General features: G+C 69.2%; 9 protein-coding genes. 6 read left to right on the forward strand and 3 right to left on the reverse strand.

All coding sequences use genetic code 11. The features are described 5' to 3' along the window. The first annotated feature begins 32 nt into the window (after nt 1-32). Entirely contained in the window at nt 33-890 is an 858-nt protein-coding gene (locus ABZX37_RS04040; protein ID WP_354735770.1) for an SAM-dependent methyltransferase, read from the forward strand. A gap of 68 nt (nt 891-958) precedes the next feature. Here ABZX37_RS04040 and ABZX37_RS04045 read toward each other — a convergent pair whose 3' ends face one another. Together ABZX37_RS04045 and ABZX37_RS04050 are read right to left on the reverse strand one after the other, a co-directional pair. Then, the gene (locus tag ABZX37_RS04045; RefSeq protein WP_354735772.1) at nt 959-2,047 is read right to left on the reverse strand and encodes an inositol-3-phosphate synthase; all 1,089 of its coding nucleotides are present in this window, start codon (nt 2,045-2,047) and stop codon (nt 959-961) included. Nucleotides 2,048-2,112: 65 nt separating this feature from the next. Next, complete coding sequence (locus ABZX37_RS04050) at nt 2,113-2,670, reverse strand: PadR family transcriptional regulator (protein ID WP_037716279.1); 558 nt, start codon at nt 2,668-2,670, stop codon at nt 2,113-2,115. 245 nt (nt 2,671-2,915) lie between these two features. Between ABZX37_RS04050 and ABZX37_RS04055 the strand changes: the two genes are divergently transcribed. The 3 genes from ABZX37_RS04055 to ABZX37_RS04065 all read left to right on the forward strand — a co-directional run bounded on the left by ABZX37_RS04055 (nt 2,916) and on the right by ABZX37_RS04065 (nt 9,063). Continuing rightward, entirely contained in the window at nt 2,916-3,317 is a 402-nt protein-coding gene (locus tag ABZX37_RS04055) for a DUF5318 domain-containing protein (protein WP_354735774.1), read from the forward strand. A gap of 70 nt (nt 3,318-3,387) precedes the next feature. Continuing rightward, the gene (locus tag ABZX37_RS04060; protein WP_354735776.1) at nt 3,388-6,291 is read left to right on the forward strand and encodes a transglycosylase domain-containing protein; all 2,904 of its coding nucleotides are present in this window, start codon (nt 3,388-3,390) and stop codon (nt 6,289-6,291) included. A gap of 219 nt (nt 6,292-6,510) precedes the next feature. Beyond that, nucleotides 6,511-9,063: a transglycosylase domain-containing protein gene (locus ABZX37_RS04065; RefSeq protein WP_354735778.1), complete on the forward strand. Its 2,553-nt coding sequence runs from the start codon at nt 6,511-6,513 to the stop codon at nt 9,061-9,063. A gap of 64 nt (nt 9,064-9,127) precedes the next feature. On the opposite strand, the gene ABZX37_RS04070 is transcribed toward ABZX37_RS04065, so the two are convergent. Continuing rightward, nucleotides 9,128-10,186 carry a Gfo/Idh/MocA family oxidoreductase gene (locus tag ABZX37_RS04070; protein ID WP_354735780.1) on the reverse strand — a complete coding sequence of 353 codons (1,059 nt, stop codon included), beginning with the start codon at nt 10,184-10,186 and terminating at the stop codon, nt 9,128-9,130. 57 nt (nt 10,187-10,243) lie between these two features. Here ABZX37_RS04070 and ABZX37_RS04075 point away from each other — a divergent pair, with 57 nt between their 5' ends. Both ABZX37_RS04075 and ABZX37_RS04080 read left to right on the forward strand, forming a co-directional pair. Next, nucleotides 10,244-11,311, forward strand: coding sequence for an ROK family transcriptional regulator (locus ABZX37_RS04075; protein ID WP_354735781.1), 1,068 nt, complete (start codon nt 10,244-10,246; stop codon nt 11,309-11,311). 35 nt (nt 11,312-11,346) lie between these two features. Beyond that, nucleotides 11,347-12,906 carry a glycosyltransferase 87 family protein gene (locus ABZX37_RS04080; protein ID WP_354735783.1) on the forward strand — a complete coding sequence of 520 codons (1,560 nt, stop codon included), beginning with the start codon at nt 11,347-11,349 and terminating at the stop codon, nt 12,904-12,906. The last annotated feature ends 14 nt before the right edge of the window (nt 12,907-12,920 follow it).

The following is a 12,920-nucleotide window of genomic DNA, read 5'->3' on the forward strand; positions in this document are numbered from 1 at the left end:
CCTGCCAACAAGATCGGCGCAAAGGGGTGGAAATGGCTGCACCGGAACAGGATTGGGACATCGTCAGCAGCGTCGGATTGACCGCGCTCGGGGTCGCGGCGGGCCGGGCGATCGCGACCGGAGCACCGGATCCGCTGATCCAGGATCCGTACGCGGCGGAGTTCGTGCGCGCCGCGAACCCGCCGCGGCCGATGCCGATCGAACCCGTCGACGACCCGCTCTGGATGGCGATGGCCGACTACCTCGCGGTGCGGTCCCGGTTCTTCGACGAGGTGGTCACCGGCACGGACGCGCCGCAGGTGGTGATCCTCGCCGCCGGACTCGACGCCCGCGCCTACCGGCTCGACCTGTCCGGCCGCGACGTCTACGAAGTGGACCAGCCGCGGGTGCTCGCGTTCAAACAGGACGTGCTCGACGGGCTGGGCGCGGCTCCGCGCTGCCGCCGCCACGCGATCGGGGCCGACCTGCGCGAGGACTGGCCGAGCGCGTTGGAAAACGCCGGGTTCGACCGCACCCGGCCGTCGGTGTGGATCGCCGAGGGGCTGCTGCCGTATCTGCCCGCGCGGGCGGAAGAACTGCTGTTCGACCTCGTGCACGCCCGGAGCGCGCCGGGCAGCCGGATCGGGATCGAGCACATTCCCGACCTCGGCGGAACCGAAATCCTCGACACCATCCGGAGTTCGGACGCCGGAGCGCGGCTCGGCCTCGACGTGAACGACGTGCTCTCGACCGAACCGCGCCGGAACCCGGTCGAATGGCTCGCCGGAGCAGGCTGGCGGACGACGGTCGAGCGCGCGGGCGATCTCGCCGTCCGGTACGGAAAACAGCTGGCCGAACCATTCGGCGACATGATGACGAAAACCGAACTGGTGACCGCCGACCTGCGCTAACGCCGTGAAGGACTCCTTGAGGGAATCTGATTCCCTCAAGGAGTCCTTCACGGACGGTCAGACGGGGCTCAGCGCTCCAGTTCGCCGCGGATGAAAGCGTCGACCGAGTCGCGGGCGGTCGAGTCGTCGTACTGCTCCGGCGGCGACTTCATGAAGTAGGACGACGCGGACAGGATCGGGCCGCCGATGCCGCGGTCCTTGGCGATCTTCGCCGCGCGCACCGCGTCGATGATGATGCCCGCCGAGTTGGGGGAGTCCCACACCTCGAGCTTGTACTCGAGGTTCAGCGGCACGTCGCCGAACGCGCGGCCCTCGAGGCGGACGTAGGCCCACTTGCGGTCGTCGAGCCACTGCACGTAGTCCGACGGTCCGATGTGGACATTGCCCTTGCCGAGCTCGCGGTCGACCTGCGAGGTGACCGACTGGGTCTTCGAGATCTTCTTCGACTCGAGCCGCTCCAGCTCCTTCATGTTCAGGAAGTCCATGTTCCCGCCCACGTTGAGCTGCATCGTGCGGTCGAGCTGCACGCCGCGGTCCTCGAACAGCTTCGCCAGCACGCGGTGCGTGATGGTGGCGCCGACCTGGGACTTGATGTCGTCGCCGACGATCGGGACGCCCGCGTCCTCGAACTTCTTCGCCCACTCGGGGTCGGAAGCGATGAACACCGGGAGCGCGTTGACGAACGCGACCTTCGCGTCGATCGCGGCCTGCGCGTAGAACTTGTCGGCCTCTTCGGACCCGACGGGAAGGTAGGAGACGAGCACGTCGACCTGCGCGTCGCGCAGCGCGGCGACCATGTCGACCGGAGTCTCGTCGGACTCCTCGATCGTCTCGCGGTAGAACCGGCCGAGGCCGTCGAAAGTGTGCCCGCGCTGGACAGTGACGCCGAGCGGCGGCACGTCGGCGATCTTGATCGTGTTGTTCTCGCTGGCGGAGATCGCCTCCGAGAGGTCCCGGCCGACCTTCTTCGCGTCGACGTCGAACGCGGCGACGAACTCGATGTCGCGCACGTGGTAGTCGCCGAACTGGACGTGCATCAAACCGGGGACGCGCGCACCGGGATCCGCGTCGCGGTAGTACTGGACGCCCTGGACCAGCGACGAGGCGCAGTTCCCGACGCCCACGATGGCCACCCGAACGCGGCGGTTCTCGCCCATGCCGGTTTCTCCTTCAATCTCATTCACGTGCATCTGCAGGTCTGCCGCCCCGTTGCGGCCGCCGCTCAACTCGGTCCCGGCTGCTCCGGGCCGCGCTGCTCGGCTTGTTCGTGCGCGATCAGCTCGTTGAGCCAGCGCACCTCCCGCTCGCTCGACTCCAGCCCCAGCCGGTGCAGCTCGCGGGTATAGCGGTCGATCTTCTCCTCGGCCCTGGCCAGCGCGTCCCGCAATCCTTCGCGCCGCTCCTCGACGCGGCGGCGCCGTCCTTCCAGGATTCGCATCCTGACGTCGGCCGGTGTCCGCGAGAAGAACGCCAGGTGGACGCCGAATCCCTCGTCGTCCCACGTCTGCGGTCCCGCGTCGCCGAGCAGTTCGGCGAAGCGTTCCTTGCCCTCGGCGGTGAGCTTGTAGACGCGGCGGCCGCGCCGGGACCAGGCCCGGTCGTCCGCCTCGTCGAACTCCTCGACGAGATAACCGGCCCGCAGCAGCCGGCGCAAGGTCGGATACAGCGAGCCGTACGAGAACGTCCGGAACATCCCGAGCGTCTCGTGCAAACGTTTGCGCAGCACGTACCCGTGCATGGGCGCCTCGTGCAGCAATCCGAGGATCGCGAGTTCGAGCACACCACACCCCATTCCGGGAATACGCCGCGACCGGCACCGTTGACCACACGGAACCGGCTCAGCCAACCTACTCGCCGAGTATATCGCGTCGATACATCGGAGTGGCGGAAATAACCCGCTGCCAGCACTCGCCCGATGATCCGTGATCAGAGCGTTATCTATCTTTCGGCGTGTCCGAACGGTTGCCCAGGGTGCGGGAAAGCAGGGGGCACCGCGGACACAGAAAGAGCCCGTACTCTGTCCTCGTGCGAAACCAGCGGCAGGTTGTGGATTACGCCTTGCAGCGCCGTGCGCTGCTGGCCGGCGTCCGCTCCGGACGCGTCGGAGACCACGAGGTCTGCGACGCGAGCCCGTACCTGCTCCGCGCGGCGAAGTTCCACGGCAGACCCGAGGACCGGGCCTGTCCGATGTGCCGCCGGACGCCGTTGCACCTCGTTTCGTGGGTGTACGGCGACGAGCTCAAGCACGTTTCGGGATCGGCACGCACCCCCGCGGAACTGACCCGGATGGCCGGGGTTTTCGGGGAGTTCACCGTCTATGACGTAGAGGTGTGCCGGACGTGCCATTGGAACCATCTGGTCCTGTCCTATGTCCTCGGCACGGGAGAACCCCAGCCGACCCGGCCGCGAAGGACTGCCGGGCAGTGACGAGTACCACAACCGCTGCACAACGCGGGGCGGCTCCAGTGCAGACAGCGCCGCCTTCGGAGGCCCATTCGTGAACGACGACCGCAATCGCCCCTGGCCGAGCCAGGAGCCCGATGCACCTCGCCGTGCCCGGCGACCTCAAGAGGACCCCGGTCCCGCCTGGCCCGCTGATGACGCCCCCCGGCGCCCCGCGCCGCCCCGCCGTCCTCCCGCGGGCGGCCCGCGCCCGCCGCGCGCCCAAGCCGGTCCGGAGTGGCCGAGCGGCGACGAAGGCGGTCCACAGTGGCCCGCGGCCGACGAGCCGCGCCGTCCGCAGCGTCCGCCGCAGAACCGCGCTCCGCAAGGCCGTCCGCCACAGGGCCCCGGACCGCAGGATCGCGGTTCGGGCACTCGCGCGTCGCAGATCCTCGACGGACAGGGCGCGCCGCCGCGCCGCCAGCCTCCGGGCGGCCGTCCCGGCCCTGACGGCGGCCCTAACGGGAACGTCACCCAGGGCTTCCGGCAGCCGCCGCCCGGCGGACGCCCTCCGCAGGGCCGCCGGGTCCCGCCGCCGCCCCCGCCGTCGTCCTATCCGGAGACCGACCGCGAGCCGGACCTGATCACGCACGCCGCGCACAACGGCTACGCCCCTTACGACGACCGGTACGACGACGCCTACGACGACCCGTACGACGAGGAAACCCGCCTCGCCCAGTACTCGGACGACGCGGACTTCGAGGACGACCCGGAAGGCGAGGAGGACGGCAAGAAGAAGAGCAAGGCCGATCTCACGCCGAAGCAGCGCCGCAAACGCCGGTGGAAAATCATCCGGCGAGTGCTGTACGCGATGTTCGGCCTCTTCTTCGTGGTGCCCGCGATCGCGTTCGTGATCACCTATTTCACGGTCGACGTGCCCTCGCCGCAGGAAGTGCTCTCGAAGCAGAGCCAGCCGATCACCTTCTACTACGGCGACAAATCGGTGATGGGCCGCTCGGTCCCGGAGGGCGGCAACCGCGAACTGCTGCAGCCCAACCAGGTGCCCGAGGTCGTCAAGCACGCGGTGTACTCGGCGGAAGACGCGACCTTCGAGACCAACTCCGGATTCAACGTGATGGCGATCCTGCGGTCGGTCTTCAACCAGGCGACCGGCGGCACCGGCGGCGGTTCGACCATCTCGCAGCAGTACATCAAGCAGGCGACCAAAAACGACCAGGCCACGCTGTCCCGTAAGTGGACCGAGCTGGCGAAGTCGTTCAAGCTGAACAACGAGACGTCCAAATCGGACATCATCACCGGCTATCTCAACATCGTCTTCTTCGGCCGCCGCGCGAACGGCGTCGCCGCCGCCTCGAAGGCGTACTTCGGCAAGGACGTCGGGCAGCTCAACGCCTCCGAGGCGGCGCTGCTCGCCGGAATGATCCAGGGCCCGGGCAAAGACCGCGACACCGCGTACATGCAGAAGCGGTGGAACTACGTGATGGACCAGATGGTGGCCAACCACTGGCTCTCTCCCGCCGACCGCAAGGCCGCGCAGTTCCCCACGCTGGTCCCGCGCGACTCGCAGCAGAAGCAGGACGCCGGAACACTGGACTACCACATCCAGCAGCGCATCTTCGACGAACTCAAGGCCAAGGGCTACGACGAGGACAAGCTGTACTCCAGCGGCGCGAAGATCTACACCACGATCGACCCGAACGCGCAAAAGCTCGCCGCGCAGTCCGTGCAGGACAACATGGACGGCCAGACCGACGACAGCCTCAAGGGAGCGCTGGTCGCCGTCGACCCGAGAACCGGGGGCGTGCTCGCCTATTACGGCGGGCCGACCACGGTGAAGAACGACGCGGGCAAGGACACGCTCGCCACGGACTGGGCGAACGTGCCGCAGAACCCGGGTTCGTCCATGAAGGCCTACGACCTCACCGCCTGGCTCAAGATGGGCAAGGGGCTCGGCGAAACCTTCGACGGCACCGACCGGCGGGAACTCGGTGGCCGGGTGGTCCGCAACGCGGGCGAAAGCTCCAGTTGCGGTCCGCAGTGCACGGTCAAGAAGGCCATGGAGGTCTCGGCGAACACCGTGTTCTACGACATGGTGCTGAACTGGACGAAACCGGCCAGGGTCGCGGAGGCCGCGAAGGAGGCGGGCGTGCAGTCCGCGCCGCAGGGCAAGGCCAAGCTCGGCACGAGCGACGCCAACATCGCCCTCGGCGGTGGCGCCACCGTGGTCACCCCGGAGGACATGGCCGCGGGGTACGCGTCGTTCGCCTCCGGCGGCGTCCGGCGCGACCAGCACTTCGTCGCGAAGCTCACCAACTCCCAGGACGAGGTCATCTTCGACGACTCCGCCGGGCCGGGAAAACCCGCGTTCGACGACAACGCGGACAAGAGCAAGCAGATCGCCGGGAACGTGACCGACGCGCTCGGCCCGGTCATCGCCGAATCGCACCTGAAGTGCCCGAGCGGCCACGAGTGCGCCGGCAAGACCGGTACCCAGCAGTACGACCCGAAGGACAGCGACCCGGCCTCGTACAAGGACCGCAACGCCCAGACCTGGATGGTCGGGTACACGCCGTCGGTGTCGGCCGCGGTCTGGATCGGCGGCGACGGCAACAAGCCGCTGCACGACAAGAACGGCAAGCCGATCTTCGGCAAGACGATCGCGGGCCCGGCCTGGCAGGACTTCCTGACGAACTACCTGAAGGACAAGCCGGGCGAGAAGTTCGACAAGGTCGACCCGATCGGCAAGGACGCCGACCAGGTGGTCACGTCGAGCAAGGCGGCCCCGCCGCCGACGCGCGAATCGTCCAGCGAGCAGGCGCCGCCTCCGACCACGGAGTCCTCGTCGGCGCCGCCGACCAGTTCGTCGCACCCGCCGTCCTCGACGACGACCACCCCGACCCGGCCGAGCGGCATCTTCGGCGGCGGCACCGAAGGCGGCAATCCGGGCAGCGGGGGCGGTCCCATCGTGAACGGCGAACCGCCTAAACGCAGCGGCTGATCCGCGACAAAGCGCTGTCAAGAGGCTCCTCTCCGCACTGGAGAGGAGCCTCTTTTTGCCGGTACCGCCCGGCTGGGGGTGCGGTAGGTTCACCGACGGTCTCCCTCCCCCGCGAAGGGGATCGGCCAGGAGAGTGAACCTCGACCGGGGTTGCCGCGTCTGGTCATCAGAGGGCCTTCTGCGTCCGCAGGCTGCCCGTGTCCGAGAAGAGGATCCGCAGTGAACGACGACCGCAGCCGCTCCTGGCCCGACCGGGATCCCGACCCGCGGCGTCAACCACCTCCCTCCCAGCCCGGACAGCCGCCGTGGGCCCGCGGTCCGCAGCGCCCCGCCGCGGGTCCGACCCGCCCGGCCGGACCCGCCGGTTCGCCGCCGCCGGGCCGCCGTCCGCCGCCTCCCGGCCGCCGCCCGGTCCCGCCGCCGCAGCGCGAGCCGGAGCTGATGACCCACCGGATCGCCGAGGACGACTACCGCGACCCGGGCTATCGGGGCGCCGACTACCGCGACGCCGACTACCGCGACGAGGGCCCGCTCGATCCGGACGACGGGTATCCGCCAGAAGACTTGGACAAGAAGGGCCGCACGCCCGCTCAGCGCAAAAAGAGACGCTGGAAGATCATCCGGCGCTGTGCCTACGCGTTCGTCGGCCTCTTCATCGTGATCCCGGCGATCGCGTTCGTGATCACCTATTTCATGGTCGACGTGCCCTCGCCGCAGAGCATCGCGCAGGGCCAGAACCAGGCCGTCACCTATCTGTACGCCGACGGCAGCCCGATGGGCAAGGACGTGCCCTCCGGCGGCAACCGGCAGATTCTCACCCCGCAGCAGATCCCGGACGTGGTGAAACACGCGGTGATCGCGACCGAGGACTCGTCGTTCGAGACCAACTCCGGCTTCGACGTCACCGGCCTGCTGCGCGCGGCGTTCAACCAGCTCACCGGCAAGGCGGGCGGCGGGTCCACGATCTCGCAGCAGTACATCAAGAAGGCCACCGACAACGACGCCCCGACGCTCACCCGCAAATGGACCGAGCTGGCGAAGTCCTTCAAGATGAACCAGACGTACGAGAAGCAGGACATCATCACCGCGTACCTGAACATCATCTACTTCGGGCGCGGGGCGTACGGCGTCGGCGCGGCGTCGCAGGCCTTCTTCCACAAGGACGTCTCGAAGCTGGACTACACGGAGGCCGCGCTGCTGGCCGGGCTGATCCAGCAGCCGGGCCGTTCGGAGAACCCGAAGGTGGCCCAAGGCCGCTGGAACACCGCGCTCGACCGGATGCTCGAGAACAAGTACATCACCGCGCAGCAGCGGCAATCGGCGCAGTTCCCGCAGGTCATCCCGCTCGAGGAATCGAAGGACGACGCGAACGCGCCCTACAAGTTCATCAACGTGCAGGTGAAGGCCGAGCTGGCGCAGCACGGCATCGACGACGACAAGTACTACGCGGGCGGCTACACGGTCCAGACCACCATCGACAAGCACGCCCAGGAAGTCGCGACCCAGGTGGCGACCGACGCGCTGAAGGACCAATCCGACGACCGGCTGCTCAATTCGCTGGTCGCGGTCGATCCGAAGACCGGCGGGGTGCTCGCGTACTACGGCGGGCCGGCGCTGGTCGACGTGAACGGGAAGAAGCAGGGCGCTCGCGACTGGGCGAACACGCCGCAGAACCCCGGTTCGTCGATGAAGGCGTTCGACCTCACCGCGTTCCTCAAGATGGGCAAGGGGATCAACGAGACCTTCGACGGCAGCAACAACCGGGTCTTCGACGGCCGCAAGGTGCGCAACGCGGGTCCCAGCTCCAGCTGCTCCGGGCAGTGCACCGTCGCCGAGGCGATGAAGCGGTCGGCGAACACGGTGTTCTACGACATGGTGCTGAACCAGACGCATCCGGGCCCGGTCGGGCAGGCCGCCCAGGAAGCCGGCGTGAAGACCAAGGACAACGGCGGCAAGTCGCTGATCTCCACCGCGGACGCCAACATCGCGCTCGGCGGCGGGAACACCCAGATCACGCCCGCGGACATGGCCAGCGCGTACGCGACCTTCGCCGCCAACGGCGTCCAGCGCGACCGGCACTTCGTGCTGAAGGTGACCAACGCGCAGAAGGAAGTCGCCTACGAGGCGCAGCCGAGCGCGGGCAAGCCAGCATTCGACAGCAGCGCGGACAAAGCCAAGCAGATCGCTGGCAACGTGACCATGGCGCTGGGTCCGGTGGTCGACTTCTCGCACCTGAAGTGCCCGTCCGGCCACGAATGCGCGGGCAAGACCGGTACGCAGCAGCACACGGTGCGGTCGGGCGAACCCGCGTGGGCGGCGAACGCGAACGCGCAGACCTGGATGGTCGGCTACACGCCGTCGGTCTCGGTCGCCGCGTGGGTCGGCGCGGACGGCGACCAGGCGCTGCACGGTTCGGGCACGTCGCCGATCTACGGTTCGACGATCGCGGGTCCGATGTGGCAGAAGTTCCTCGACGGCTACCTCAAGGGCAAGCCGGCGGAGAAGTTCGACCAGGTGTCGCTGATCGGCGTTCAGGCCCCGCCGGCGCAGGGCGACCAGAACGCGGGCGACGGGCAGCAGCCGCCGCAGCAGACCAACGGCAACCAGCCGGACCCGGGCGACGACGGCAACGACCACGGCGGCCCGATCACCGGCGGACCCAGCCAGCCGCACTGGCCGACCGGGCTCCCGCACTGGCCGTCCGGCAAGCCGTCGTCGCACAACCCGCCCACTGGCGGTCCGACGACGGGCGAAGATCCGCCACAGGAGTAAGGAAAAGGCCGTGGCCGCGACGGTGGGGGGAGGCCGTCGCGGCCACGGCCGTTCAGGGGCGGCCTCAGCCGCCGAGGGTGATCACGCGGCCTTCGGCACCGGAGCGGTGCGCGGTTTCGATCACGCGCAAGGTCTCGACCGCGCTCGCCGGGTCGACCGGGAAGTCCGCATCGCCGCGCAGCGCGTCCCGGACCTGGGCGTAAAACGCTTCGTAGCAACCGGTTTCGGTCGGCACCAGTTCGGTTTCGTCGTTCACGCCGAGCCGGCCGGCGTCGCTTTCCGGCTCCACGCCCCAGCCGTCGTCGCCAGGCCGGAGACCGGCCTTGATCTGCGGTTCCTGGACGTCGAGGCCATATTTGGTGAACGTCGCCTGATCCCCGAGCACGCGGAACCGCGGGTTGCGGGTGCCCGCCAGCGCTGACGACCACAGGTGCGACCGCACTCCGTTCGCGTGGCGCAGAGCCACGAACACGTCGTCGTCCACCTGGACGCCGGGGCGGCGGCGGTCGACCTCCGCGTAGACCTGGGTGACCGGGCCGAACAGCTGCAGTGCTTGGTCGACGATGTGCGCGCCGAGGTCGTAGAGCAGACCGCCCGCCTCGGCCGGGTCGCCGAACTCGCGCCAGTTGTCCTTGATCTTCGGCACCCAGCGGTCGTAGCGGGATTCGAAGCGGAAGACCTCGCCGAGGCGACCGGAGCCGAGCACCTTGCCGACGGTGCGGAAATCCGAGTCCCAGCGGCGGTTCTGGAACACCGTGAGCCCGACGCCCTTGGCCTTCGCCGCGTCGACGACCTGCTGCGCCTCGGCCGCGGTCGGCGCGAACGGCTTGTCCACGACCACCGGAATCCCGGCCTCGATCGCGCGGAGGGCGAGCGGCACGTGCGTGCGGTTCGGCGTGGTCACCACGATCAGGTCGAGATCACCCGCGCGGGCGAAAAGCGCGTCCGCGTCCGGGACCACCTCGGCGCCGGGATGCTCGGCGCGCGCCTGCGCGGCCCGGTCCGGGTTCGCGGTCACCAGCACGGCCGGGACCAGGCCCGGCGTCGCCGCGACCAGCGGCGCGTGGAAGATCCGGCCGCCGATCCCGTACCCGAGGATGCCGACCCGCGCTTCATCAGCCATGACCCCTATTAAACAACACTGTTGCGTAATAGGCCACCCGTCCGAGATGATCGGCCGATGGCGGAAACCGGCGTCAACCTGCGCGGGCTGCGACGCCACAACCGCGCGCTGCTGCTCGGGCACATCCTGCGCGCGGGCGGGCTGAGCCGGGTCGAGCTGGCGCAGCGGTCCGGGCTGACCCAGCAGGCCGTGTCGAAAATCGTGTCCGACCTGCTGCCGGAAGGGCTGCTGGACGTCGAACGCGCACCCGCGGCCGGGGTCGGCAAACCGCGCACGATGCTGCGGCTGCGCGCGGAAGCCCGCTGCGCACTCGGCGCGCAGCTCGACCGGGACGGCTACCTCGTGCTGCGCACCGGCCTGACCGGCGAGGTCGAGGACATCGTGGAAGGCCCGCTGCCGATCGGCTTCAGCCCGGAGGTCGCGGTGACCGCGATCGCCGACGGAGTGCGCAAACTGCTCGCCGACCTCGATCCGGCGCGCGTGCTCGGGCTCGGCGTCGGCGCGGTCGGACCGCTCGACCACCACGCGGGCCGCGTCCGCGACGCCACGAACATGCCCGGCTGGCACGACGTCCCGCTGCGCGATCTGCTCGCCGAACGCACCGGGCTGCCGGTCACGCTGGACAAAAACACCAACTCCGCCGCCTTCGCGCACGCCTGGCCGGAGGAAACCTCGGCGGCGACAGCGGTGGTGCTCGTCGGCACCGGAATCGGCGTCGGACTGCTGATCGACGGACGCGTTTACCGAGGCCCGCGCACCAACGCGGGTGAGTTCGGCCACACCACCATCGCATACGCCGGACCGCGCTGCGCCTGCGGCCGCCGCGGCTGCGTCGAGGTCATGCACCGCGCCGCGGGCACCCCGCACGACGCCGCCCGGCTGCTCGGCATCGGGCTCGCCGACCTGGTGCAGGTGCTCGATCTCGAGCGGATCGTCCTGTTCGGACGGACGATCCGCGGCGCGCCCGAGGTCTACCGCGAAACGGTCTCGCAGCAGCTGCGGGACCTGCTGCCGGTGCCGTACTGGCAGCGCATCGACGTCGAATTGAGCGATCTCGACGAGGAAGCGGTGGCCCTCGGCGCGGCTTTCGAGGTGCTTGCCGGGTTCTATGCGGATCCGAAATGACCGGCAGCCCACCCGCGGACCGATAGCATCCCGACGTGTCCCGCGTCTCCGACCCCGCCGACGAGCCGGATTCGGCTCCCCGCACGCTCACCCCGGCGGAGCGAATCGCCCCCAGCCGCCACGACCCGCTGGTGGCCGCGGCGACGAGACCCGTCGGCGGTCCGATCGGCGCGCACGCGGCGGTGGGCAGGCAGTGGTTCTGGTCGCCGCAGCGCGTCGGGCTCGCGATGGCCGTGCTCGCGCTGGTGGTGTGCTGGTTCGGCAAGGCTTCGTGCATCCAGCAGTACAGCGATTCCAACGGCGTGCACCAGCTCGACTGGCGCTCCGGCCGTCCGTTCGTCGCGATGTGCTACTCCGACATCGTCCCGCTTTACAGCTCGGAAAAGCTCGACGACGCGCACACCTTCCCGTACGTCACGTCGTGGCAGGAGGATTCGCAGACCGCGGAGAACCAGACCCGGTACATGGAGTACCCGGTGGTCACCGGCCTGTTCCAGTGGATCAACGCGAAGCTCGCGGCGGGCTGGACGTCGGTCGCGAACGCGGGCTGGCTGCCCGGCGCGCTGCCGGTGGCGATCTACTTCAACATCTCCGCGTTCTGGCTCGCGCTCGCCTGGCTGGTCACCGTGTGGGCCACCGGGCGGACGACGAAACGCCGGCCGTGGGACGCGGTGCTCGTCGCCGTCTCGCCGCTGGTGCTGGTCCATGCCTTCACGAACTTCGACGCGCTCGCCGCCGCGGCCACCGCCGCCGGGATCCTCGCGTGGTCGCGAAAACGCCCGGAAGTCGCCGGAGTCCTGTTTGGACTCGGCGTCGCCACCAAGCTGTATCCGTTGTTACTGCTCGGAGTGCTGTTCCTGTTGTGCCTGCGCGCCGGGAAGCTGAGCGCGTGGAGCCGGACCGCTGCGTTCACCGTGCTGGCCTGGCTGGTGGTGAACGTCCCGTTCATCGTCGCCGCGCCGCGCGGCTGGTGGGAGTTCTTCCGGCTCAACACGTTGCGCCCGATGGACCCGGATTCGCTCTACAACGTCGTCTCCTACGCCACCGGCTGGGCGGGCTTCGACGGCGTGCTCCAAAAAGGACAGACCCCGGCCGTGCTGAACATCGTGGTCGCCGTGCTGTTCGTGCTCTGCTGCGCGGGAATCGCGTACGTCGCGCTCACCGCGCCGAGACGGCCGCGGTTCGGACAGCTGGCCTTCCTCGTCGTGGCGGCGTTCCTGCTCACGAACAAGGTGTGGAGCCCGCAGTACTCGCTGTGGCTCGTCCCGCTGGCGGTGCTGGCGATCCCGCGCTGGCGGCTGCTGCTGGGCTGGATGGTCATCGACGCGGCGGTGTGGGCGCCGCGGATGTTCTATTACCTCGGCGTCGACCACAAAGGACTGCCGGCGGGCTGGTTCCTCGGCGGGGTGGTCATCCGCGACCTCGCCGTCGTCGGGCTGTGCGTGCTGGTGCTCCGCGAGATCTACCGTCCGCGCACCGACTTGGTCCGGCTCTCCGGAGACGACGATCCGGCTGGCGGCGTGCTGGAGCGGGCCCGCGACAAGGTCACCTTCGCCGCCTTCCGCCGCTCCCGCACCGAACAACCCGTCTCCTGAAGTCCGTGAGGGGA

This window comes from Amycolatopsis sp. NPDC004079 (genome assembly GCF_040610415.1).
GTDB lineage: Bacteria > Actinomycetota > Actinomycetes > Mycobacteriales > Pseudonocardiaceae > Amycolatopsis > Amycolatopsis halotolerans.